Origin of the sequence: Brevundimonas vancanneytii (assembly GCF_901421975.1) — a bacterium.
Taxonomy (GTDB): Bacteria; Pseudomonadota; Alphaproteobacteria; order Caulobacterales; family Caulobacteraceae; genus Brevundimonas; species Brevundimonas diminuta.
Map to the genome: position 1 here is coordinate 1,444,608 of NZ_LR588407.1, position 22,335 is coordinate 1,466,942.

Annotated in this window: 20 protein-coding genes and 1 pseudogene; 11 read left to right on the top strand and 10 right to left on the bottom strand. The window is 65.8% G+C overall.

Features of this window, described 5'->3' with window-relative positions:
* The first annotated feature begins 7 nt into the window (after positions 1-7).
* The 5 genes from kdpB to FGL25_RS07185 are packed head-to-tail and all read left to right on the top strand — an operon-like array spanning position 8 to position 6,816.
* On the top strand, positions 8-2,074 hold the full coding sequence (gene kdpB / locus FGL25_RS07165) for a potassium-transporting ATPase subunit KdpB (protein WP_138141352.1): 2,067 nt from the start codon (positions 8-10) through the stop codon (positions 2,072-2,074).
* A 30-nt stretch (positions 2,075-2,104) separates the two neighbouring features.
* Positions 2,105-2,863, top strand: a complete 759-nt coding sequence (locus FGL25_RS07170) for a TorF family putative porin (protein WP_138141353.1) — start codon at positions 2,105-2,107, stop codon at positions 2,861-2,863.
* Positions 2,863-3,453, top strand: a complete 591-nt coding sequence (kdpC, locus tag FGL25_RS07175) for a potassium-transporting ATPase subunit KdpC (RefSeq protein WP_138141354.1) — start codon at positions 2,863-2,865, stop codon at positions 3,451-3,453. The genes FGL25_RS07170 and kdpC overlap by 1 nt, the downstream gene beginning before the upstream one ends.
* Entirely contained in the window at positions 3,450-6,119 is a 2,670-nt protein-coding gene (locus tag FGL25_RS07180; RefSeq protein ID WP_128720100.1) for a sensor histidine kinase, read from the top strand. The genes kdpC and FGL25_RS07180 overlap by 4 nt, the downstream gene beginning before the upstream one ends.
* 10 nt (positions 6,120-6,129) lie before the next feature.
* Positions 6,130-6,816: a winged helix-turn-helix domain-containing protein gene (locus FGL25_RS07185; RefSeq protein ID WP_138141355.1), complete on the top strand. Its 687-nt coding sequence runs from the start codon at positions 6,130-6,132 to the stop codon at positions 6,814-6,816.
* Positions 6,817-6,882: 66 nt separating this feature from the next.
* Here the strand turns inward: FGL25_RS07185 and FGL25_RS07190 are convergent, their stop codons facing one another.
* The 8 genes from FGL25_RS07190 to copC all read right to left on the bottom strand — a co-directional run bounded on the left by FGL25_RS07190 (position 6,883) and on the right by copC (position 13,278).
* A complete protein-coding gene (locus tag FGL25_RS07190) occupies positions 6,883-7,269 on the bottom strand; it encodes a copper resistance CopC family protein (RefSeq protein WP_138141356.1) in 387 nt (128 codons plus the stop codon).
* 21 nt (positions 7,270-7,290) lie between these two features.
* Positions 7,291-8,670, bottom strand: coding sequence for a copper resistance protein B (locus FGL25_RS17405; protein WP_252970070.1), 1,380 nt, complete (start codon positions 8,668-8,670; stop codon positions 7,291-7,293).
* Positions 8,667-10,448 (bottom strand): copper resistance system multicopper oxidase, encoded by a 1,782-nt coding sequence (locus FGL25_RS07200; protein ID WP_138141357.1) that lies wholly within the window; start codon positions 10,446-10,448, stop codon positions 8,667-8,669. Before FGL25_RS07200 ends, FGL25_RS17405 begins: the two co-directional genes overlap by 4 nt.
* 128 nt (positions 10,449-10,576) lie before the next feature.
* Positions 10,577-11,131 carry an RNA polymerase sigma factor gene (locus FGL25_RS07205; RefSeq protein ID WP_138141358.1) on the bottom strand — a complete coding sequence of 185 codons (555 nt, stop codon included), beginning with the start codon at positions 11,129-11,131 and terminating at the stop codon, positions 10,577-10,579.
* A gap of 7 nt (positions 11,132-11,138) precedes the next feature.
* Entirely contained in the window at positions 11,139-11,579 is a 441-nt protein-coding gene (locus FGL25_RS07210) for a Spy/CpxP family protein refolding chaperone (protein ID WP_138141359.1), read from the bottom strand.
* Positions 11,576-11,845, bottom strand: a complete 270-nt coding sequence (locus FGL25_RS07215) for a hypothetical protein (RefSeq protein WP_233126659.1) — start codon at positions 11,843-11,845, stop codon at positions 11,576-11,578. The genes FGL25_RS07210 and FGL25_RS07215 overlap by 4 nt, the downstream gene beginning before the upstream one ends.
* Positions 11,846-12,008: 163 nt before the next feature.
* Positions 12,009-12,914, bottom strand: coding sequence for a copper homeostasis membrane protein CopD (copD, locus tag FGL25_RS07220; RefSeq protein ID WP_138141360.1), 906 nt, complete (start codon positions 12,912-12,914; stop codon positions 12,009-12,011).
* A 1-nt stretch (position 12,915) separates the two neighbouring features.
* Positions 12,916-13,278, bottom strand: coding sequence for a copper homeostasis periplasmic binding protein CopC (gene copC, locus FGL25_RS07225; protein ID WP_138141361.1), 363 nt, complete (start codon positions 13,276-13,278; stop codon positions 12,916-12,918).
* Between the two features lie 352 nt (positions 13,279-13,630).
* On the opposite strand from copC, the gene FGL25_RS07230 reads away from it, so the two are divergent.
* Positions 13,631-16,579, top strand: a complete 2,949-nt coding sequence (locus tag FGL25_RS07230; protein ID WP_252970071.1) for a TonB-dependent receptor plug domain-containing protein — start codon at positions 13,631-13,633, stop codon at positions 16,577-16,579.
* A gap of 447 nt (positions 16,580-17,026) precedes the next feature.
* Entirely contained in the window at positions 17,027-18,217 is a 1,191-nt protein-coding gene (locus tag FGL25_RS07235) for a tyrosine-type recombinase/integrase (RefSeq protein WP_040345458.1), read from the top strand.
* 101 nt (positions 18,218-18,318) lie between these two features.
* On the opposite strand, the gene FGL25_RS07240 is transcribed toward FGL25_RS07235, so the two are convergent.
* Entirely contained in the window at positions 18,319-18,723 is a 405-nt protein-coding gene (locus FGL25_RS07240) for a MerR family transcriptional regulator (RefSeq protein ID WP_003165018.1), read from the bottom strand.
* A gap of 61 nt (positions 18,724-18,784) precedes the next feature.
* On the opposite strand from FGL25_RS07240, the gene FGL25_RS07245 reads away from it, so the two are divergent.
* On the top strand, positions 18,785-19,171 hold the full coding sequence (locus tag FGL25_RS07245) for a hypothetical protein (protein WP_003165017.1): 387 nt from the start codon (positions 18,785-18,787) through the stop codon (positions 19,169-19,171).
* A complete protein-coding gene (locus FGL25_RS07250) occupies positions 19,168-19,386 on the top strand; it encodes a GDCCVxC domain-containing (seleno)protein (protein WP_003165016.1) in 219 nt (72 codons plus the stop codon). Before FGL25_RS07245 ends, FGL25_RS07250 begins: the two co-directional genes overlap by 4 nt.
* 234 nt (positions 19,387-19,620) lie before the next feature.
* Here the strand turns inward: FGL25_RS07250 and FGL25_RS07260 are convergent, their stop codons facing one another.
* On the bottom strand, positions 19,621-20,043 hold the full coding sequence (locus FGL25_RS07260; protein ID WP_003165015.1) for a MerR family transcriptional regulator: 423 nt from the start codon (positions 20,041-20,043) through the stop codon (positions 19,621-19,623).
* A 110-nt stretch (positions 20,044-20,153) separates the two neighbouring features.
* Between FGL25_RS07260 and FGL25_RS17410 the strand changes: the two are divergent.
* Together FGL25_RS17410 and FGL25_RS17415 are read left to right on the top strand one after the other, a co-directional pair.
* A pseudogene (locus FGL25_RS17410) lies at positions 20,154-21,044 on the top strand (heavy metal translocating P-type ATPase); the annotation flags it as partial.
* A 109-nt stretch (positions 21,045-21,153) separates the two neighbouring features.
* Entirely contained in the window at positions 21,154-22,260 is a 1,107-nt protein-coding gene (locus FGL25_RS17415) for a heavy metal translocating P-type ATPase (RefSeq protein WP_252970072.1), read from the top strand.
* Positions 22,261-22,335 lie beyond the last annotated feature (75 nt).

Below are 22,335 nucleotides of genomic sequence, written 5' to 3' on the forward strand. Positions count from 1 at the left end.
ATCCGTCATGACCCAAGTCACGCTCGATCCGTCGAGCTCCCGATCTGCTGCGCCCATCGCGGGCGGGCTGAACGGGGCCATGCTCGGCCGGGCGCTCGGCGACGCCGTCGTCAAGCTGAACCCGACCAAGCTTCTCAACAACCCGGTGATCTTCGCCACCTGGATCGTCGCGGCCCTGGCCACCGTCTCAGCGGTCGCCGCCGTGGCGACGGGGCAGGCGGCGGGCTTCGCCGTCCAACTGGCCCTGTGGCTGTGGGCCACGGTGCTGTTCGCCAACGTAGCGGAAAGCATCGCCGAGGGGCGCGGCAAGGCGGCGGCCGACAGCCTTCGCGCCTCCCGCGTCACCACCAAGGCCAAGCTGATCGTCGATCCCACGACGGGCACGGTCGTCCCGACCCCGGCGCATGAGCTGGAGATCGGCGCGATCGTTCTGGTCGAGGCCGGGGACGTCATCCCCTCGGACGGCGAGATCATCGAGGGCGTCGCCTCGGTCAACGAGGCCGCCATCACCGGCGAAAGCGCGCCCGTCATCCGCGAAAGCGGCGGCGACCGCTCGGCCGTCACAGGCGGTACCACGGTCGTCTCCGACTGGATCAAGGTGCGCATCACCTCGGCCCCCGGCGCGACCTTCCTCGACCGCATGATCGCCATGGTCGAGGGGGCGGACCGTCGCAAGACGCCGAACGAACTGGCCCTGTCGGTCCTGCTGGCCGGTCTGAGCCTGATCTTCCTGATCGCGGTCGCGGCCCTGCTGGGTCTGGGCGCCTATTCGGGCATCAAGCTGGACCCCATCGTTCTGGGCGCCCTGTTCATCACCCTGATCCCCACGACCATCGGGGGGCTGCTGTCCGCCGTCGGCATCGCCGGCATGGACCGGTTGCTGAAGGTGAATGTTCTGGCCACCTCGGGCCGCGCGGTGGAGGCGGCAGGCGACGTCGACACCCTGCTGCTCGACAAGACCGGCACCATCACCTTCGGCAACCGCATGGCGACCGAGGTCATCCCCGCGCCGGGCGTCCGTCTCGAAGCGGCTATGCGCGCGGCGGTCATGGCCTCATTGGCCGATGAGACGCCTGAGGGCCGCTCCATCGTCGAGCTGGGCCGCAACGCCGGGGTGACGGGCGACATGCCCGCCGGGGCCAAGACCATTCCGTTCACTGCCGTGACCCGCCAGTCGGGCCTCGAAGCGGACGGGCGCTCGTGGCGCAAGGGGGCGGTGGACGCCGTGCTCAAGGCCCTGGGGCTGGCCGAGGCTGAGGCCCCCGCCGAGTTCCGCGCCGCCGTGGACCGCATCGCCCGCTCGGGCGGCACGCCTCTAGCTGTGGTGGAGAACGAGGCCCTGGTCGGCGTCATCCACCTGAAAGACGTGGTCAAGCCGGGGGTCAAGGCGCGCTTCGCCGATCTACGCCGCATGGGCCTGCGCACCGTCATGATCACCGGCGACAACCCGGTGACGGCGGCCGCCATCGCCTCCGAAGCCGGGGTCGACGACTTCCTGTCCGAGGCCACGCCCGAGGACAAGATGCGCCTGATCAAGGCGGAGCAGGCCAAGGGCCGTCTGGTCGCCATGTGCGGCGATGGGGCCAACGACGCGCCCGCCCTGGCTCAGGCCGACGTCGGCGTGGCCATGCAGACCGGCGCTCAAGCCGCGCGCGAGGCCGGCAACATGGTCGATCTCGACAGCGATCCGACCAAGGTCATCGAGATCGTCGAGGTCGGCAAGCAACTGCTGATCACCCGTGGCGCCCTGACGACCTTCTCAATCGCCAACGACGTGGCCAAGTATTTCGCCATCATCCCGGCGATGTTCGTGGTCGGCCTGCCGTCGCTGGCGGCGCTGAACGTGATGAAGCTGTCAAGCCCGGAAAGCGCCATCCTGTCGGCGGTCATCTTCAACGCCCTGGTCATCGTCGCCCTGATCCCGCTGGCGCTGCGCGGGGTGAAATACCGCGCCGTGGGGGCGGGCAAGCTGCTGGGCCGCAACCTGCTGATCTACGGCCTGGGCGGTCTGATCGCCCCCTTCGTCGGCATCAAGCTTATCGACATCGTCATCTCCGCCCTCGGCCTGGCCTGAAGCCCGCCCTGAGGCGCAAGGAAAACCACTATGCGTAAACGCAAGAAACTCGACGGCTCGGACATCAACAACGCTCTGGTGGGCGGGGCCTGCCTGATCGCCGTCATCACCCTGGGCCTGTGCACGGCGCCCACGGACGCCAAGGCCCAGGACGTTGCGAAGGGCGCCCGCCCCGAGGTCGCCTTCAACGCCGCCATTGGATCTGACTACGTCTTCCGGGGCGTCAGCCAGAATGAAGGCGATCCGGCGATCTCGGCCGGGGTAGATGTGACGCAAGGCGTCTTCTACGCCGGGGCCTGGGCCGGGAACGTCTCCTTCGCCGGAGACGCCGACACCGACGCCGAGATCGACCTCTACGCAGGCGTCCGGCCCGCATTCGGCGGCTTCGACTGGGACTTCGGCGTGGTCGGCTATGTCTACGCCGGCCAGCCGGACGGCGCAGACTATGACTATGTCGAGCTGAAGGCCGCTGCTTCGCGCGCGGTCGGTCCGGCGACGCTGGGCGCTGCGATCTACTATTCGCCGGACTTCTTCGGCGCGTCCGAGGACGAGGCGACCTATGCCGAGATCAATGCGGCGATCAGCCCGGCCGACAAATGGACGCTCTCGGCGGCGTTGGGGCGCCAGTGGGTGTCGTCGGACTTCGACTACACGACCTGGAACCTGGGCGCGGCCTATCAACTGACGGAGCGGCTGGGACTGGACGTCCGCTATTTCGACACCGACGAGCACGGCTTCGGCTCCGCCTATGACAGCCGCGTCGTCGCCAGCCTGAAGGCGAACTTCTGATGCTGAACCATATTCGCCCGGCGATCGTCATGATCGCCCTGTTCACCGGCGTTCTGGGCGTCGGCTATCCACTAGCCGTGACGGGGGTGGCCCAGGCGGCCTTTTCGGATCAGGCGAACGGCAGCCTGGTTCGCGACAAAGCAGGGCAGGTGGTCGGCTCGGCCCTGGTCGGCCAGACGTTCGCCGCGCCGGGGTATCTGCACCCCCGGCCGTCGGCGGCGGGGGACGGTTATGACGCCGCCGCCTCGTCCGGCTCCAACCTCGGCCCGTTGAACCCCGATCTGATCGTGCGGGTGAAGACGGACGCCGACGCCTTGCAAAGCGAGGCGGGCGTAAAGGCCATACCCGCCGACGCCGTGACGGCCTCTGCGTCGGGTCTCGACCCGCATATCTCTCCGGCCTACGCTGAGCTTCAGGCCGCTCGCATCGCCAAGGCGCGCGGCGTAGGGGAGGGGCAGGTGCGCGAAGTGATCCGACAGCATGTCGAGGGCCGCACGTTCGGCGTGCTGGGCCAACCGCGCGTCAATGTGCTGTTGACCAATCAGGCGCTGGACGCTCGCTTCGGCCTACTGACGACTGCGGGCGGATGACGTCGCCGATTCTCTCTACAGATCAGGCCCCGGCCGCCCCGCGAAAGCGTGGGCGGCTGAAGGTCTTTCTGGGCATGTCGCCAGGCGTCGGCAAGACCTATGAGATGCTGCGCGCCGCCCGGAGACGAAAGGCCGAGGGCGAGGACGTCGTCGTCGGCGTGGTCGAGACCCACGGCCGCAAGGAGACGATGAGCCTGCTGCGCGGGCTGGAAGTGATGGCCCGCAGGCCCATCGCCTATCGCGAACGGACCCTGCTGGAGTTCGACATCGACGCGGCCATAGCGCGCCGCCCGGACCTGCTGCTGGTCGACGAGTACGCCCACTCCAACGCGCCGGGTTCGCGCCATCCGAAGCGGTGGCAGGACGTGGAGGAGATCCTGGAGGCCGGGATCGACGTCTGGACCACATTGAACGTCCAGCATCTGGAAAGCCTGTCGGACGTGGTGCTGCGCATCACGGGCGTCCGCCAACGCGAGAGCGTGCCCGACAGCGCCCTGTCACGCGCCGACGACATCGAGCTGGTGGACATCACCCCCGAGGAGCTGCGCAAGCGTCTGGCCGAGGGCAAGGTCTATGTGCCCGAGACGGCGCGGCTGGCCTCGGACAACTTCTTCAAGGTCGAGAATCTGACGGCGCTGCGCGAACTGGCGCTGCGCCGCGCAGCCCAGACGGTGGACGATCAGCTGACCGCCCGTCTGCGCGAACAGGGCGCGGCCGGACCTTGGGCTGCGGGCGAGCGCATCCTGGTCCTGGTGGCGGGCGACGCCATGGCCGGCCCTCTGGTACGGACAGGGCGGCGCATGTCCGACATGATGATGGACGCGCCCTGGACCGTGGCTCATGTCGATCGGCCGTCTGGCGCGCGCCACGGCGTCGGCTCGGCGGGCAAGTTGTCCGATGCGTTGAAACTGGCGGAGCAACTGGGCGGGCGCACCGTGGTTCTCAGCGGCGACGACGTGGTGCGCGCCATCATGGACCACGCTCACAACAACCATGTCACCCAGATCGTCCTGGCCAAGGGGCGCGACAGCCGCCTGTCGGAGTGGCTGGGCCGGTCTCTGGCCGCCGAACTGCTGCGTCAGGCGCGGGGCGTGGCCGTTCACGTCGTCACCGACGAGGTCGAGCCGGAACCGAAAGCGCCGAAAGACGTGCGCCTGAACCTGGCCGGAGGGTGGCGCGGCTACGCCGTCGGCGTAGCTTGCGTCATTGCGGCGACGGGACTGGCTCTCTTGCTGGACCGGACCTTCGAACGTGTGGACCTGGGCGTCATCTATCTGACGGCGGTGCTGGCTGCGGGCGCCCTCTATGGGCTGCGACCCGCGCTGGCGGCGGCGACTGTCGCCTTCCTGACCTACAACTTCCTGTTCCTGCAACCGAAGTTCAGCTTCGCCATCGGGTCGCCGACGGACGTGCTGACCCTGATCGTCTTCTGGGGCGTCGCCTTGACGACCGGCGCCTTGGCGGGCCGGGTGCGCGAGCAGGCCAGGGCGGCCCAGCGCCGCGCCTCGGCGGTGTCCGCCCTGCTCGCCGCCAGCCAGCGTCTGACCGGCATCGGCGACCGGGGCGAGGCGGCGCGCATCCTGGCTGAACAGACGGCCGCCGCCGCCGGCGCCGGGGCTGTGGTGTTGCTGCCTGTCGAGAACGAATTGACCCTGACGGCTGGGGCGCCGGGCAAGCCGGAACTGGACGCGGAGGCCATGGCCGCCGCGCGCTGGGCCTGGGAAAAGGGCGAACCCGCCGGCCACGGCACCGGCACCCTGCCTCAAGCGCGGTGGAGCTTCCGGCCGCTTCAGGGCGTGCGCGACCGCGCAGGGGTGGCGGGGATTGAGGCGGCGGCCCTGTCGCCGGGCTCTGACGAGGAGAAACTGGCCCTAGCTCTGCTGGACCAGGGCGCTGTGGCGGTCGAGCGCGCCGATCTGGCCGGTCAGGCGGTAGAAACCGAGACCCTGCGCCGTACGGACCGCTTCCGCGGCGCGCTGATGAACTCAGTCAGCCATGATCTGAGAACGCCGCTGTCGACGGTGCTGGGGGCCTCGACCACCCTGATCGACCTCGGCGACAAGCTGAAGCCCGCCGTCCGCGCCGACCTTCTGCTGTCGATCCGCGAGGAGGCCGAGCGTCTCAGCCGCTACGTCGGCGACCTGCTGGACATGACCCGGCTGGAGGGCGGCGGTCTCAACATTCGCGCCGACTGGGTCGACGTGCGCGACGTGCTGAACGCAGCAGGCAAGCGCGTGGCGCGACGTCTGGGCGAGCGTAAGCTGGCCCGCGACTTCCCTGCCCAACTCAGCCTGGTCATGGTCGATCAGGGGCTGCTGGAACAGGCGCTGGTCAACATCCTCGAGAACGCCATCGCCTATAGCCCTGACGGCTCGACGGTCGAACTGGCCGCGTATGAAGATCGGGGCGCCGTGGTCATCTCCATCGAGGACGAAGGCAAGGGCATCCCCACCGCCGAACTGGAGCGGGTGTTCGACAAGTTCCGCCGCATGGAGGAGCCGTCGGACCGCACCAAAGGGGCGGGGCTAGGCCTGGCTATCGCCAGGGGCTTCGTCGAAGCGATGAACGGACGCATCGCCGCCGCCAGTCCGATCCAGGACGGAAAAGGCACCCGCATCCTGATCAGCTTGCCCAAGGCCGTCGTCACCCACCCGAGCCTGCTTTAAGGTCTGTCGCATGGCCGCCGTTCGTCCCCAGATTCTCGTCATCGACGACGAGTCCCAGATCCACCGCTTCCTGTCTCCGGCGCTGGACGCTGCCGGTTATGAGCCGCGCCGTGCTGACAGCGGGCAGGAGGGCCTGCGCGGCATCGCCCTATGGAGTCCCGACGCCGTGGTGCTGGACCTGGGTCTGCCCGATATGGACGGCAAGGACGTGCTGGCCCGCGCCCGGGAATTCTACGCCGGCCCCATCATCATCCTGTCGGCGCGGGACAAGGAGGCCGAGAAGATCGCGGCTCTTGATCTGGGCGCCAATGACTATGTCGAAAAGCCCTTCGGCGTCGGCGAACTTCTGGCCCGGCTGCGCGCCAATCTGCGTCAGGCGCCGCGCGCCGAGGCGGCGGGGCCGCTGACGGCGGGCGAGGTGATCATCGACCTGGAACGCCGCAACATCACACGCGCAGGCGAAGCCGTTCGTCTGACGCCCAAGGAGTATGATGTCCTGGCCCATCTGGCGCGCAACGTCGGCAAGGTCGTCGGCCACCGCGACCTGCTGACCGCCGTCTGGGGCAAGGCTCACGCCGAAGACACCCAGTATCTGCGGGTCGTTATCGGACAACTGCGCCAGAAACTTGAGATCGACCCTGGGCAGCCCCGAATGATCGCCACCGAGCCTGGGGTCGGCTATCGGTTGGCGGATTGAAGTCGGCTTCGGTCGTGGTGCTTGTTCTTCGTCAGCCCCACGACCTAGAGGCCTTGTCGAAGCCTTTTAGTGGACCATGAAGCGGGTCGAGCCGTTCATCCGATGGCCGTCCGGCCCTTCGGCTGTCCAGGCCGCCGCATAGTTGCCTGGGGCGAGGCGAGGCAGAGGCGCGCTGACGGTTCGAGCGGCCGGGGCCGACGGCGCTGTGACCGTGATCGGCGCTCGCCCCTGGGGCGTCAGGGTGACGGTCTTGAGCGCCATCGGATGGGGAAAGGTCACGCTGAATCGTTCCGGCGAATCATGCGTCATGGCGCCGTCGGCCGGGCTGGTGACGATGCCCGAAGCCTTCGCTTGCGAGCCGCCATGTCCGGCATGGCCCGCGTGCGGGTCTTGAGCGGCGGCCGCGCCTGCCAGCGAGGCCAGCGCAGCGGTGAGAACCATTGTCTTCAGCATGACCAATCTTCCCTTCAGATCTTAGAACCAGGCCTTGATGCCGACCACGAAGCGCGTGTCTTCGGGATCCTGGCCTCTGGCCTTGGCGTAGTCGGCGGTGTCGCCCAGCGAACGGGTCCACTCGACGCCGACGTAGGGGGCGAACTCCTTGCGGATTTCATAGCGCAGGCGAAGACCGGCGGTGACCGACGTCAGGCCCGAGCCGATCTCGAGCTCGGGGATGTCGCTGGCCGACAGAGCCACTTCGATCGCCGGTTGCAGGATCCACTTCTGGGTGATGCGCTGATCGTATTCGGCCTCGGCGCGGGCGGTCAGGTCGCCCTCGGTCGAGAGGAAGGCGGCCGCGCTCATCTCGAACCAGTAGGGAGCCACGCCCTGAACGCCGACGGTCAGGTGGGTGGTGTCGTCGCCGTCCGGACGGAAGTCCTGGCGCACGCCCGCCTGCACGTCCCAGAAGGGCGCGATGGCGCGGCTGTAGAGAGCCTGAACCTCGGCCTCGTGAAGCTTGCCGTCGATCTCGCCTTCGCCCTCGGTCTTCCACCAGAAGCGGTTGATGTCGCCGCCGGTCCAGCCCTGGGCGCCCCAGCTGTAGCCGTCAGCGCCGTCGCCGAAACTGGCCTCGATGGAGTCGATCAGCACGGCCGTCGTGCGGATGTCGCCGTTCTCGACCAGAAGTTGCTTGCGCGAAGCGGCCATGACCGCCGGGTCGAACAGCAGGTCGGCGGCATGGGCCGGAGCCGAGCGAGCGGCGGCCGGGGGCGAGGTCTCGACCATGCGGCCGCCGACGGCGTCCACGCTGGTCGGGATGTTCGGCCCGCCGCGCGCAGCGCTCATGTCATGACCGGCGTGGGGATCGGCCTGGGCGGCGCCATGACCTGCATGGCCGCTCATGTCGTGACCTGCGTGCGGATCGGCCGGGGTCGCCTGGGCTGGAGCCATGGCGTGGCCCGCATGGGGATCAGCTGCGGGAGCGCCGTGCCCCGTGTGGCCGCTCATATCGTGACCGGCATGCGGATCGGCCGGCGCTGTGTTGTGATCTGCGTTCGGGTCAGCTTGGGCGGCGTGGGCCGGAGCCATGTCGTGACCCGCGTGGGGATTCGCCGGGGCCGCCTGGGCCGGAGCCATGTTGTGGCCGGCATGGGCATCAGCCGGAGCCGCGCCGGGCCCGGCGTGACCGCTCATGTCATGACCAGCGTGCGGGTCAGACTGAGCGCCGGAGACGGCTCCATGCATGGGGCAGTCGTGCGCGGGCTTGGCGGGCGAGGGCGTCGCCTGTGCGGCGGGCGCAGGAGCCGCTGAGGGAGCGTGACCCGCATGACCGGCGTGGCTCTGGGCCAGGGCGGGACCGCCCGCAGCCAGCATCAGGGGCGCGAGGGCCAGGGAGAGGGAAAGAGACTTCACGAGGCGGCTCCAGCCAGCGGGCGAACGGTGACGACGTTGAACATGCCCGCGTGCATGTGCATCAGAAGGTGGCAGTGGAAAGCCCAGTCGCCGGGCGCGTCGGCGGTCAGGTCGAAAGTGACCTTGCCGCCGGGGGCGACATTGACGGTGTGCTTGAGCGGCTGATTGCCGTCGTGGCCGTTGACCAGCTCGAAGAAGTGGCCGTGCAAGTGGATGGGGTGGGCCATCATGGTGTCGTTGACCAGGGTCACGCGCACACGCTCGTTCAGCTCGAAGCGGATCGGCTCGACCACTTCCGAGAATTTGCGACCGTCGAAGCCCCACATGAACCGCTCCATATTGCCGGTTAGGTGGATCTCCATGGTGCGCGAGGGCGTGCGGGTGTCCTTGTTCGGCGTCAGCGAGCGCAGGTCGGCGTAGACCAGCACGCGATGATCGACGTCATCCAAGCCCTGCGGCCGGTCGGCCAGGCGGTTGGACGGGGCCGGGGCGATGGCGTCCACGCCGACGCTGACGGCCATGTCGGCCGGGGCGTTGTTCGGATCGCGCATGCTCATGCCCGAATGGTCCATCGGCGCAGTGGCCGCCGCGCCTGCCGCCCCATGGCCCATGGCCGCGTGGTCGGCGCTCGCAGCGCCGTGCGCGCTGTGATCCATGCCGCCCATGCCCATGTCCTTCATGGTCAGGTTAGGCACCTTGCGCAGCGGCGGGACTTCCGCCGTCATGCCCAGGCGCGGCGCCAGGGTGGCGCGGCCCATGCCCGAGCGGTCGATGGCTTCGGAGACGATGGTATAGGCGCGGTCCTCGGTTGGGCGGACGATCACGTCATAGGTCTCGGCGACCGAGATCTGGAACTCGTCGACTTCGACCGGGCGGACGTTCTCCCCGTCGGCCTGGACTACGGTCATCGGCAGGCCAGGAATGCGGAAATTGAAGATCGACATGGCCGAGGCGTTGATGATGCGCAGACGCACGCGCTCGCCCGGTCGGAACAGGCCGGTCCAGTTCTCTTCCGGACCATGGCCGTTGACCAGATAGGTGTAGGTCGTGCCGTTGACGTCCAGGATGTCGCGCGGGTCCATCCGCATGCCGCCCCACATCCGGCGCTCGGCGGCGTTCATTCCGTCTGAACCGTCCAACAGACCGGCCAGGGTCGTCTTCTGCATGTTGAAGTAGCCGGGGCTCTTCTTCAGCTTGTCGAGGATTTCATGCGGATGCAGGAAACTCCAGTCCGACAGGACCAGGACGTGTTCGCGGTCATAGGCGACCGGATCGGCCCCCGCCGGGTCGATGACGATGGGGCCGTAGTGGCCCATGGCCTCCTGAAGGCCCGAGTGGCTGTGATACCAATAGGTGCCCGACTGCTTGATCGGGAACTCATAGACGAAGGTCTCGCGCGGCTTGATGCCGGGGAAGCTGACGCCGGGCACGCCGTCCATCTGGAACGGCAGCAGCAGGCCGTGCCAATGGATCGAGGTGTCCTCGTCCAGATTGTTGGTCACCGACAGGCGCACGTTCTGACCCTCGCGCATCCGCAGCAGGGGCGCGGGCAGCAGGCCGTTGACCATGAAGGCGTGGCCGGTGCGGCCACCGACGGTGAAGCTGGCGTCGCCTACGCTCAGGTCGATGTTCGGTCCGGTCAGCGTCGGCAGATCGGCCCGAAGGCCCGGCGATCCGGTCTGCGCCCAGGCGGGCAGAAGGCCCTGCAGGCCCAGAATGCCGCCGCCCAGGGCGGCGCCTCGCAACAGGGTTCGACGGTCCAGTGATGTTGTCGCCATGAAGTCCAAGTCTCAAAGAGGCCGTTCGCCCGTAAGGGCGCGCGGGGAGGGGTCTGATCGGGATACGCAGGCGAAACGGCCGCCCCTTGCATCACCGTTGCGGCAGAGCGCCGCAGCATGCCGACGCCTTAGCGCGCCAGGGTCTGGTTCAACTTCTGCCTGGCGCGGGCGATGCGGGTCTCCACCGCCTTGGGCGTGACGCCCAGTACCTCGGCGATCTCGGCGTGAGAACGACCCTCAAGCGAGGCCAGCAGAAGCGGCGCCTTCAGATTGTCGGGCAGGGCGGCCAGGGCGCGATTCATCTCGTCCATGCGACGGCGGTCGTCCAACTGGGTCTCGGCTTCCGGCGCATCCTCGCCCACGGCCATGGCTTCGGGCGTGTCCAGCCCCATGACGCCGCGCACGATGCGCCGCACTGTTCTCTTACGGCCCCAGTCGCGGCACTTGTTGATGGCGATGGAGCGTAGCCAGGTCTCGAAGGGCCGCGTCGGGTCATAGCGCCGGATGGCCAGCCAGGCCGAGACATAGGTTTCCTGCAGCAGGTCGTGCGCCTCGTCTGTGTCGCCGACATATCGGCGGACGAAGCGATAGAGGTCGCCGCTGGTCGCCGCCATCAAGGCGGTGAAGGCTGCGCGGTCGCCGCACGAGGCACGCGCCTCGTCTGTGTCCCCCCCGGCCGTCACTTCGGCCTTACCGGGGCTCTTGCGTAAGGGCGCCGGCGATTTCCTTGTCGAAGATGCGGGCCTGTTCCGGCGTCAACACCGCGCGCATCTCGAACACATGGGCGATGGTGGCCTTCTGCAAGGCGCCCATGGCGTCGTGGAAGTGGTCGACCGCGGCGCGGACCTCGGGGCTGTCGCCCTTGCTGGCGGCGATGGAGTCGGCCAGTTCGCGATTGGCGGCGCGGACATCGGCCTCCAGCGCGTCGCGCTGGACGGCGAAGCTCGCCTCGATCTGGTCCAGGCGGGCGTCCTGGTCCGCGGTCAGGTCCAGCTTCTGGTGCACGATGTCGTGCACGCTGGGGGTCTCGTGCTGCTTCATCATCCAGCCGGCCGCCAGCCAGGCGCCGCCGCCGCTGGCCAGGGCGGCCAAGACGACCGTCAGGGCGATGGACTTCCAATTGGCGCTCATCCGCCGACCTCGAAACGGGTCATCGGCGACAGACCTGCGGAGACGCTGAAAACCTGGATGTCCGACCGACCAGGCTTGAATGCCTGGCCCAGCATGCCGCCGTTGGTCACGCCGACCAGCAGGGCGACAGCCATGACGGCCAGGCGCACCTGGCTCATGCGACGCTGCTCCTGCCGCTCTTCGATCCGGCGCCAGACCCGGTTCTCCAGGCCCGCCAATCGCGAGGTCTCATCGGTTGAAGGCGGCGTCGCCAGCATGCGTTCCATGTCGTTTGTCATTCTGCGCCTTTCGCGGGCTCGATCCTTCATACGCGAGGCGACGCGTCTTCCCTTGGAAAGGAGCGCGTCGAACGGGCATGGTTCCGATAATGGCAACCTACGCCAAGTGGGGGGCGTGGCGAAAGATCGCGTCACGACCCAGGCTCGACGCCTAGAGGGAAGCGGGGGGCGGCTGGACGCCCATCACGGCGACGACAGCCAGGATCGCCAGCGCCATGGCGAACTCGATCGCCAGGCTCTTTTTCAAATGCGGCATGGCCTGGCCCGCATCACGAGCCATCAAGGGCGCCAGACGGAATCGGTTGGCGGCCGCCAAACAGACCATCAGGCCGAACAGCGCCAGCTTGATCATCAGCAGGACGCCATAGGGGCTGGCGGTCAAATTCAGCGCTTTGGAGACGCCGACCAGGTAGGCGCTGTTGATCAGCCCCGTCACGACCAGAACGCCGACCGCCGCCGTACCAACCCCGGCGAATCCGGTCAGGCTGCGCGCCACGCCGGCGTCCCAGGCGGGATCGGCTGACGGTCGCCGCACGATCAGGACGACGAAGGCCGCCAGTGCGCCGACCCAGATGGAGGCCGCTACGGCATGGGTGATGTCCGAGGCCAGGTGGATCAGATGTCCCGGCCCTTGCGTCGCTGCGCCGTGGCCGGTCCAGGCGAAACTGGCCGAGACGACGAAACCCAGCAGCGCCAGCACGCTCCACGCCAGCCGACCGGGACGCAGCAGCAGCGCCAACGCCAGGGCCAGAGCCGCCGCGAGCATCCGCACGACCAACGCCTTGCCTAGCCCCATGCCTGTGACCATGAAGCCCAGGGCTTCCGGCTTGAGCGCTGCGCTTAGGGAGCCCGCCATCATCGCGGTTTGAGCCAGCAGGGCGGCGGGCGCGGCCACCATCAGGACTGCTGCGGCCCAGGCTATGGTCGGACGCGGCCAACGCAAGTTTAGCGGTCCGACCGCCCGCGCGCTGTAAAGCATGAAGGCGGGCAGGCCGAGCAGCAGCGCCCCGGCGGCGTATTGTACGCCGCGCAGGACGACGATCCAGACCTCGACCATATCAGCGGACGGTGAAGTCGTAGCTGCCGGTCATGCGGTGGCCGTCGGTGGAGGCGATGCGCCAGTTGACGACATAGGCCCCGGCCGCAAGCGGACGCGCCAGGGTTCCCGTGATCGTCTTGCCGTCCTGGCTGACCTGGGTGCGAACCGTAGCCTTGGCGCCGGCGGCGTTGACGACGTCAAAGCTGGAGAAGGCCGCAGCCACGCGGTCGCTGAAGGTCAGGGTCACGACACGCGGCGATGCGACGGCCGACTTGGCCGCCGGCGTGGCGCTGACCAGGCGAGCGTGCGCTGCAGCCGGCGCCGCCGACAACAGGACGGCGGCAGAGACGGCGATGAAGGGAAGGGGATTCAAGTTGGACATGATCGTCTCCAGATGGAAGCCGTTGAGGCCCTGAAGACAACTACGGACGAAACGGACGGCGCCCTCAGGCGTCACGTTGCTGGGCGCCAAGTCGCTGAAACAGCCCGACGATGTGGATCGCCGACGTCAGGGCCATGCAGGCGAGTAACGCTGTAACATTTCAGCCACCGAACTAGAAATAAGGCCTGAAAATTTCCAAAGAGTCCATTTTTGGCTGAAATGCGTCTTTTTCGGACCTGCGGTGTGTCGCTATGGTCGGATTCACGTCGACGCACCGTCGTCGTGTGTTTTCGGCCCATGCGCCGTGGGGGTTGCTTCGGCAGTACGGGGCGTTTTTTAGAAGGGGACTCTCTTGAAGAAGAGGTTCATGCGCGAGCACTTGCTCGCAACGACTATCATTGGGGGCGCAGCACTCGGCTTCATGGCCGCGACGCCCGCCATGGCGCAATCGACGGGCGAGGAAGTATCCGAAGTCAGCGCCATCGTCGTCACCGGCTCGCGTATTCGTCAGCCTGGCTATGAGGCGGCTAGCCCGATCTCGTCCGTAGGCGCTGAGGAAATCGCTCTTGAGCAGCCTGTCGCCGTTGAAGAACTGGTCAAGGATCTGCCGGCCGCCGTGCCGGCCGTCGGTTCGGCCACCAACAACGGCTCGGGCGGCGGCGCCACGATCAACCTGCGCGGCCTGGGCACCAACCGCACCCTGGTTCTGATCAATGGCCGTCGCGTCGTGCCGTTCAACCTGCAGGGCGTTGTAGACACCAACACCATTCCGGTGGCCCTGGTCGAGCGTATTGACGTTGTCTCGGGCGGTGCTTCGGCTGTGTACGGCGCAGACGCCGTCGCCGGTGTCGTGAACTTCATCCTGAAGAACAATTTCGAAGGCGTTGAGTTCGCCTCTTCCTATGGCCTTTCAGAAGAAAACGACGCCATTCGCCGCAAGATCGACCTGACCGTTGGCGGCAACTTCGCCGATGACCGCGGCAACGCCGTCGTCAGCTTCGGCTACACCAAGACCGACCCGCTGTATCAGGACCAGCGTCCTTGGGGCCTAGTGGCTCGTTCGTCCAACACCGGCAATCCGCTGGGTTCGGGGACCTCGGTTCCCGGCCGCTTCGGCGTGACACCGGTTGCGGGCGGCACGCCGCTGCCAGCGGGGGCTGAAATTAATCCGGCGACGGGGTCCCTTATTGGCCCGAGCGATCCCGCTTACAATGCCGCCGGCTATAACTACAACCCGTTCAACCTCTATCAGACGCCGCTCAGCCGCTACCAGATCAACGCTCTGGGGTCATACAAGATCAACCCGTCGGCTGAGGTCTACAGCCATCTGACCTACGTCAAGAGCGACGTGTCCCTGGATAACGCTCCGACAGGCACGTTTGGAAACACCTACAGCGTGCCGATCGGCAATCCGTTCATTCCGGAGCCGATGCGTCAGCAACTCTGCGCGGCTCGTGGCATTCCTGCGGCGAGTTGTGTCGCCGGCGCTGGCGGTTCGACCATCATTCCGCTGACAATCAATCGTCGCTTTACCGAGATGGGCAGCCGTCCGGTGGACTACGAAAATAAGACGCTCCAGATCTTGGCGGGCATCCGCGGCGACATAGGCTCCAACTGGAACTATGACGTCTACGCATCGCATGGCGAAACTGAGCAACTGGTTACCCGTAGCGGCTGGGGTTCGCTGTCCAAGTTGCGTAACGCTCTGAACACCGTCTCGTCCTCCGCATGTATCGTTCCAGGCTCCGCCACGCCGGTAGCTGGCTGCGTGCCGATCAATGTCTTTGGTGCTGAAGGTTCGATCACTCAAGCGATGATCGACTATATCAACCTAGCCTCGATCAATAAGACGACGATTGAACAGGATGTGGTGTCTGGCTCGATTTCGGGTATTCTGCCAGATCAATTGAGCAGCCCTTGGGCTGAGCGTCCGATCGCGACGGCTTTCGGCTTGGAATGGCGTCGCTCTAGCGCCGCTACACGTGCTGATGCGCCCTCGCAGATTAACGGTGAAGTCTTGGGCACTGGCGCTCCCGTGCCGGATCGCCAAGGCGAATTCGAAATGCGCGAAGCTTTCGCCGAGCTCTCGATCCCATTGATCGAGAACATGCCGTTCGTTCACAGCCTGAACCTGGAAGCGGGTTATCGTTATACCGAGTTCGAAGCCTCTGGTAAAAAGACAGACTTCGGCAGCTATAAGATCGGCGGCGACTGGTCTCCCATCGAAGATCTGCGTATTCGAGCTATGTTCCAACGCGCTACCCGAGCTCCGAACATCGGTGAATTGTTCAATCCGCAGGTCACCGGCTTGAGCAACCTAGCGGTTGATCCTTGCCAAGGGGCTAGCATCAACGCCGGACAAGCCAATGCAGCCGGTACGCTCAGCAACCTCTGTCGCCTGACCGGCGTGCCGGCGGCCGCTATTGGTTTCGTCGCGGCGCCGAACTCGGGACAAGTCAACGTCCTAACCGGCGGCAACCCAGACCTGGGACCAGAAGAGGCTGACACTTGGACTATTGGCGCTGTCTGGCAGCCGGCTTTCGTGCCGAGCCTGCGCCTGAGCCTCGACTATTACGACATCAAGATCGACAAGACGGTCAGCAGCAATAGTGTCAACGACGTCATCCAAGGCTGCTACAGCACCACGTTGAACCCTAGCTTGACGTTTAACGAGTTCTGTCAACTCATCGGCCGCAATACGGCCAATGGTTCGATCAATGGCGTGGAAGCGCGTGGCGTCTCCTTGCTGCTCTCGAACTTGGGGAATGAGCGCGTGTCGGGCTTCGATCTGTCGGCCAACTATCGTGTTGAGCTGTCGGACTATGGCTTCGGGGACGTCGGGCGTGTTGATCTGAGCGTCAACGGCAACATCGTCACCAAGAACGAAAGCCAGGCGACGCCAGCCTCTATTTTGCGTGATTGCGTCGGCTACTACTCGACCTCGTGCGGCGAGCCGCGCTTGAAGCAACGCTGGACCAGCCGCGCCACTTGGTCGTTGGGCGACTACGCTGCCTCGCTCCAATGGCGTCATCTGGCCGGCGTTGATGTCGAGCCGGGCAGCGGCAACTGGTATGCTCCTTACGCTTCGATCGGGGCCTATAACTACTTCGATCTGACCGCGCGCTGGGACATCACCGATAGCGTGCGCTTCACTGCTACGGTCAACAACCTGCTAGACGAGGCGCCGCCGGAAGTCGGATCCAACATCGGCACTACCGCTTCGAACAATGGGAACACCTTCCCGCAAACGTACGATGCCATTGGTCGTTATTATACCTTTGGCTTGCGCTTAAAGTTCTAATTAAAAATTAGATCTAGCACTAACGGCGGAAGATTTATTTCTTCCGCCGTTCTTTGTCACGACCGAAACAATCCAATTCTTATAAATACAGCTTAAGAGCGAGCCAAAAATCTCTTGTTGGCAGATTGAGTGCGTGAACGGCGACACATCGAGCCGAACAGGCTCGGCCGCTTCATGAAAGAAGTCGACGCTGCTCAGCTCTATATGGCCAAGCTACCGCACTCACGGGCCAGCCTTTTGGCCTGACAAAGCCATCGAAGCGTGTGGCGGACAGGGTGTCGGATTCCGGGCCTTTTCAGCCTTGTTCACCGTTGTTCAGAGGTAGGTTGAACCCAGGTGTGGCTTGAGTTTGGTCGCTTCAGGACGTTGCATATTGTTGCACTCAAGCGCAGATTTTTTGATGGGTGAGTTGATGGGTTTTATGATGGGTTGTTGGATGGGTGGGAAATGCCCCGGAAAGCAGATGAACTAGGACCATTGGCGGTGTCGCGGCTACGCGAACCTGGCCTGCATTTTGTTGGCGGGGTAGCAGGGCTAGCCCTGCAAGTGCTGTCAAGCGGCGGGCGAAGCTGGATCTTGCGCGCGACCATGGGAAAGCGGAGGAGAGACCTGGGTCTCGGGGGCTATCCCGATGTGACGCTGGCGCGAGCGCGAGAGGCCGCCCGCGACGCGCGGGAGCAGATTCGGCGCGGTATTGATCCGGTCGAAGCAGGCCGTGAGGCGCGCCAAGCGGTAAAAACGCCCGCCGTCGTTGCGATCTCGTTCCGCAAGGCCGCAGAGGCCTATATGGCGGCGCATGAGGCTAGCTGGAAGAATCCCAAACACAGGGCGCAGTGGGCAGCCACGCTTGAAACCTATGTCTATCCGGTGATCGGCGACCTGGGCGTGGAGGAAGTCGCCCTCCCGCACGTCATGCGAATTCTGGAGCCCATCTGGACGATCAAGACCGAGACCGCGAGCCGCCTTCGCGGGCGTGTGGAAATGGTGCTCGATTGGGCCGCGGCGCGCGAATACCGATCTGGTCCCAACCCCGCACGTTGGCGGGGGCATCTGGACAAACTCCTCGCCAAGCCATCCCGGGTCGCGAAGGTTGTTCACCACAAGGCCTTGGGCATCGACCAAATGCCTGCCTTCATGGCCAGGCTTGCTGACGAAAAAGGGACAGGCGCGCGGGCGCTTGAGTTCACCATTCTCACCGCAGCGCGCTCGGGCGAGGTGCGGGGCGCCAGATGGTCCGAGATCGATCTTCCGGCCGCCCTGTGGGTCGTGCCGGGTGAGCGGATGAAGGCGGGGCGGCCGCATCGTGTGCCGCTTTCGTCAGGCGCGCTCGCGCTTCTCGCTGCGACGCGGCGGAATCCGGACACTGATCTGGTCTTCGCCAATATCGATGGCGAGGCGCTCTCGAACATGACTCTTGCTTCCGTGCTTCGCCGCATGAAGGTCGAAGCCGTGCCGCACGGCTTCCGGTCGACGTTCAGGGATTGGGTGTCGGAGAAGACCGCGCATCCTCAAGAAGCCGCCGAGATGGCGTTGGCTCACACTGTGAGCAGCAAGGTTGAGGCGGCCTATCGTCGTGGAGACATGATGGCGAAGCGATTTCGGCTGATGGAGGACTGGGCGGAGTTCTGCCTAGGTTAGCCCTGTGGTTAGCATTCGCGCCTGTCTGTTCTTGTTGCTGTTCCGGGCGGATATCAATCGCAGTCGCCTCGGAACTGCCTAGCCGCTGAATGAGGGGGCATCTAGCTTGAGCCGAGCTCTTCGATGACCGGACACCGGACTCGTCTTCCGTCGCCGCAGTCGGAGACCGTCTGTTTCAACAAGGCTTGAAGGCGTTGCAGGTCGGCGATCTTCGCTTCGATGCTGACAAGGTGGTCCTGAGCCATGTCGCGCACTTCGCTGCAGGATTGGACCGTCGGCTCGCTTAGCGCGATCAGCCGACGAATGGCGTCTATGCCGAACCCGAGTTCGCGCGATCGGCGGATGAATCTCAGTCGCTGGGCGTGTTCAGGCTCGTAGCAACGATGTCCGCCCTGGGTTCGGGCCGGCGCAGGCATCAGCCCGATACGTTCATAGTAGCGCACGGTCTCCAGGTTCACCCCGGCGCTGAGCGCCAGGCGCCCGATGGTCAGATCTTGTCTCGACACGCTCTTGATCCCGTAGTGGCTACGGGTTGTAGGCTGTATCAGAAGTCAGACAGGATAGCCCATGGCGACCGACCCAAACCGCGCCCGCATTCCCGAAGTCGCCGTCAGCGCCTCAGCGGTGGTCGGCGGGTTCGCTTCCCTTCTTGCATGGGCGGCCTGCTGCGTCCTGCCGTTGGTGCTGTCGATTGCGGGCGTATCCTTCGCGGGCGTCGCCGTGTTCGCCGGGGCGCGCCATTGGCTGACCCCGATCGCCGCCGTGGTTCTGGCCCTCGGGTGGCTGCTGCACTGGCGCCGCTCTCGCATGTGCCGACGCGATACGGCCTGCGGACGACCTTCACCGCTGGCCTTCAGGCTGCTTGTCTTCGCCACGCTGCTGATCGTGCTTTCCCTTGCCTGGGAGCCCTATGTCGAGCCCTGGCTCCTGCCTCAACTGGCGGCCGTCAAATGAAGGCGCCCGTCCTGCTCCAGTCCACGCTGACCTGTCCGCAATGCGGTCATGTCGCGACCGAGACCATGCCCACCGACGCCTGCATCTGGTTCTACGACTGCCTCGGCTGCGGCGTGAAGCTGAAGCCCTTGCCCGGCGATTGCTGCGTCTTCTGCTCCTACGCCGATGTGCCCTGTCCGCCGATCCAGGAGGATGGCAAGGGCTGCTGCGGCTAGGAATATTGCATCTGACCGAAGCCCCGCGTCGCCAGGCCAGGTGAACGCGGGGCGTCGATCTTTCGTCCATCGTAAGATGGCCGCCGGCGCTAGGCCGACCTGATGGCGATGGCGGACAGGTCGTTGGCCGCATCGATCGGCACGCCCGACGCCTTTCACTCGGAATATAGGGCCGCCATTTGACTGGCATGGGCCCGGGTCAAGGCGGTTGCCTTGGACGGTAGCAAGTAGAGCTTAGTGTCTGTCGTGCAAGCAGCCGCTATGGTCACCTAGAACTTCAATCACTCGGCATTTTTCAGCCGATTCTTGAATGCAGTGCGTCATGCGGGCGACCTCGGCCCGCAAAGCGGTGAGGCGCGCGATCTTGTGGTCGATATCGGCAAGATGGGAGCGGGCAATGCTGTCGGCCGATTGACATGGTCGACTCGGGTCTCCAGCCAGCGCCAAAAGTTCGCGGATCGGTTCGATCTCGAAGCCGAGTTCGCGCGCGTGTCGAATGAACCGCAGGCGTCTCAGATCGTCTGCATCGTAGAGGCGCCGGTTCCCCTCCGAGCGAGGCGGCGACGGCAGGAGCTGAATCTGCTCATAGTAGCGGATCGTCGGCGCCTTGATCCCGCTCGCCTTGGACGCCTGGCCGATTGTCACGCCCTGGCTCATTTTAACGCTTGCTCCTCTAGTCGCTAGAGGAAGTAGCGTCGCCGGGCATTCGTAACAAGGAGCCCCTCGCCACAATGGAAAACCTGGAAAGCCGATATCGCGTGACCGGTATGGATTGCGCAAGCTGCGGCTCCAAGGTCGACGCTGCGGTGCGGAAGCTGCCAGGCGTCACAGATGTCGCTGTGGCGGTCTCCTCGGGTGTTCTGAAGGTTCAGCACGGCGCCGATTTTGCGGGGGAGGGCGTGCTTCGTCAGGTTCGCAACCTGGGCTACGGCGTCGAGGTCCTCGCGCCGCTGCAGCCTTCGGCGGGTTCGACGATGGCCCCTCCCGGTGACGACCACCGGGCGGCCAGCGGTCCATGGTGGTGGACCCGCAAGGCCAAGCTTACAGCGGCTTGCGGCGTCGCCCTGGTCGCGGCCTACATTTTCGGCGCCCTGTTCCCGGCGATGGAGCGTGGAGCCTTCCTGGTCGCCCTGGCGGTAGGCCTTGCCCCAGTTGGCTGGCGTGCGATCACCGCTGCACGGTACGGGACGCCGTTCTCGATCGAGATGCTGATGACGATTGCGGCGGTCGGAGCCGTCTTCATCGGCGCTGCAGAAGAGGCCGCAGCCGTCGTCCTTCTGTTTCTGGTTGGTGAAATGCTGGAGGGCGTCGCTGCGGGGCGGGCCCGCAAGAGCATCCAGGGTTTGACCGACCTGGTGCCCAAGACCGCCTTGGTCGAGATCGATGGCCAGGTCAGCGAAGTACCGGCTGAAAGCCTTGCGCTCGGCGCCGTCATCCTTGTGAGGCCCGGCGACCGTGTGCCGGCCGACGGCGACGTCGTTGAAGGCGAGGGCGAGATCGACGAAGCCCCGGTGACGGGAGAGAGCGTCCCCAAGCGGAAAATGGCGGGCGACCCTGTCTTCGCCGGGACCATCAATGTGGGCGGCGTCCTGCGGGTCCGGGTCACAGCCGCCGCCGCTGACAACACCATAGCGCGGGTCGTGCGCCTGGTGGAGGAGGCGCAGGAATCGAAATCGCCGACTGAACGTTTCATCGACCGCTTCTCGACAATCTACACGCCCCGTGGTTCTTGTCTTCGGCGCCCTGGTCGCGACCGTTCCGCCACTCATGTTCGGCGGTGCGTGGAGCGAGTGGATCTACAAAGGGCTGGCGGTCCTTCTGATCGGCTGTCCCTGCGCCCTCGTGATCTCGACGCCGGCAGCCATAGCGGCTGGTCTGTCCGCCGGCGCGCGGCGAGGCCTGTTGATGAAGGGCGGAGCCGTGCTCGAAACCCTGGGCAAGATCACCGCTGTCGCCTTTGACAAGACCGGGACGCTGACATCCGGCAAGCCGATCGTGACCGACATCGTGGCGGACGCGCGAACCGAGGGGGAGGTGCTTTCGATGGCGGCGGCTCTCGAAACCGGATCGAGCCACCCGCTGGCCCTGGCCATTCTCAACCGTGCGAAGGCTGACGGCGTATCCATCCCGGCGGCGTCGTCAGCCCGGGCGATCCCGGGGGAGGGCGTCGAAGGGACCGTGAGCGGCGCTCAGGTTTTCCTGGGGTCGCCACAGGCCGTCGCTCGGCGGGTCGGGCTTTCGGCGTCTCAGGATGCGGCGATCGCGGGCTTCAACGCCGAGGGCAAAACCGTTTCCGTGGTCGTGATCGACGGCCAATCGGCGGGCTTCCTGGCGATGCGGGACGAGGCGCGGCCGGACGCTACGGCGGGCCTGGCCCGGCTCGAGGCCATGAAGATTCGTGCGATTATGCTGACAGGAGACAACCGGCGCACAGCGGAAGCGGTCGCGAACGGTCTCGGCGTCGAAGTGCGGGCTGAGCTTCTGCCGCAGGACAAGCAGAGAATCGTCAAGGAACTGCAGTCCGAAGGCCTTGTCGTCGCCAAGGTCGGCGACGGCATCAATGATGCGCCGGCGCTCGCCGCCGCCGACATCGGCATCGCCATGGGGGGCGGCGCCGACGTGGCCCTGGAGACGGCTGATGCGGCGGTGCTTCATGGCCGCGTCCAGGACGTTCCCGACATGATCGACCTGTCGCGGGGGGTGATGGGCAACATCCGCCAGAACATCACCATCGCCCTGGGCTTGAAAGCGGTCTTCCTGGTCACGACGGTGATCGGCGTCACCGGCCTATGGCCGGCGATCCTCGCCGACACCGGGGCGACCGTGCTGGTGACGGCAAACGCCATGCGCCTTTTGCGCTGGAGGCCGAAATGAGCCGGGACGTCCTGACCACATCTTCGTCGGGCTGTGAATCCGGGGCGGGCGTGCGGTCTCCGATAGGCGGTGTTT

Bases quoted from the DNA above. Each gene is read 5' to 3' on its own strand.
- kdpB (WP_138141352.1), top strand. From the start codon at position 8: ATGACCCAAGTCACGCTCGATCCGTCGAGCTCCCGATCTGCTGCGCCC.
- FGL25_RS07170 (WP_138141353.1), top strand. From the start codon at position 2,105: ATGCGTAAACGCAAGAAACTCGACGGCTCGGACATCAACAACGCTCTG.
- kdpC (WP_138141354.1), top strand. From the start codon at position 2,863: ATGCTGAACCATATTCGCCCGGCGATCGTCATGATCGCCCTGTTCACC.
- FGL25_RS07180 (WP_128720100.1), top strand. From the start codon at position 3,450: ATGACGTCGCCGATTCTCTCTACAGATCAGGCCCCGGCCGCCCCGCGA.
- FGL25_RS07185 (WP_138141355.1), top strand. From the start codon at position 6,130: ATGGCCGCCGTTCGTCCCCAGATTCTCGTCATCGACGACGAGTCCCAG.
- FGL25_RS07190 (WP_138141356.1), bottom strand. From the start codon at position 7,269: ATGCTGAAGACAATGGTTCTCACCGCTGCGCTGGCCTCGCTGGCAGGC.
- FGL25_RS07200 (WP_138141357.1), bottom strand. From the start codon at position 10,448: ATGGCGACAACATCACTGGACCGTCGAACCCTGTTGCGAGGCGCCGCC.
- FGL25_RS07210 (WP_138141359.1), bottom strand. From the start codon at position 11,579: ATGAGCGCCAATTGGAAGTCCATCGCCCTGACGGTCGTCTTGGCCGCC.
- FGL25_RS07215 (WP_233126659.1), bottom strand. From the start codon at position 11,845: ATGGAACGCATGCTGGCGACGCCGCCTTCAACCGATGAGACCTCGCGA.
- copD (WP_138141360.1), bottom strand. From the start codon at position 12,914: ATGGTCGAGGTCTGGATCGTCGTCCTGCGCGGCGTACAATACGCCGCC.
- copC (WP_138141361.1), bottom strand. From the start codon at position 13,278: ATGTCCAACTTGAATCCCCTTCCCTTCATCGCCGTCTCTGCCGCCGTC.
- FGL25_RS07235 (WP_040345458.1), top strand. From the start codon at position 17,027: ATGCCCCGGAAAGCAGATGAACTAGGACCATTGGCGGTGTCGCGGCTA.
- FGL25_RS07245 (WP_003165017.1), top strand. From the start codon at position 18,785: ATGGCGACCGACCCAAACCGCGCCCGCATTCCCGAAGTCGCCGTCAGC.
- FGL25_RS07250 (WP_003165016.1), top strand. From the start codon at position 19,168: ATGAAGGCGCCCGTCCTGCTCCAGTCCACGCTGACCTGTCCGCAATGC.
- FGL25_RS07260 (WP_003165015.1), bottom strand. From the start codon at position 20,043: ATGAGCCAGGGCGTGACAATCGGCCAGGCGTCCAAGGCGAGCGGGATC.
- FGL25_RS17415 (WP_252970072.1), top strand. From the start codon at position 21,154: ATGTTCGGCGGTGCGTGGAGCGAGTGGATCTACAAAGGGCTGGCGGTC.